Consider the following 553-nt stretch of genomic DNA (forward strand, 5'->3'; position numbering starts at 1 on the left):
CTCCGGCCGGCCGGCCAGGACCCCCGCGAGGGCGAGCCGGGAGCGCTCACCGCCGGAGAGGGTGCCCAGCGGGCGTTCGCGGCGCAGCCCGGGCAGGCCGAGGTGGTGCAGCGCGATGTCCACCCGGTGGTCGGCGTCGTACCCCTCCCGGGCCTCGTAGCGGGCGAGGAGCGCCTCGTACGCGGCGAGCGCCGACTCGGCCTGCTTCGTGCGGTCCAGCGCCTGAGCGTTGAGGAGGTAGTTCTCCTTCCAGGTGAAGCCCGGACGGATGGAGAACACGGTGGGGGCGATCTTGGACAGCTCGTCGTACTTGTCCGCGGCGCGGAGCTGGCTGCCGAGGATCAGGTCGGGTTGGAGGCCCGCGATGGCTTCGAGGTTGAGGCTGTTGATCGTGCCGACGCTCTTCGGCTCGCCCGCGCCCTTCTCCAGGTAGGAGGGGATGGCCGCGTCGCCCTCGCTGGGGGCGTAGCCGACCGGCTTCAGGCCCAGGGACACCACGTTGTCGAACTCGCCGACGTCCAGCACGACCACGCGCCGGGGCGCGGCCTTGATC

Annotated in this window: 1 protein-coding gene; it reads right to left on the reverse strand. The window is 72.3% G+C overall.

Annotation, left to right across the window (positions count from 1 at the left end; genetic code table 11):
- Positions 1-553 (reverse strand): ABC transporter substrate-binding protein (locus tag LPA54_RS35890; RefSeq protein WP_228984740.1); only part of this gene is annotated, 553 nt, incomplete at both ends.

The sequence above is a fragment of the Streptomyces sp. DH12 genome, assembly GCF_020873895.1.
Lineage (GTDB): Bacteria > Actinomycetota > Actinomycetes > Streptomycetales > Streptomycetaceae > Streptomyces.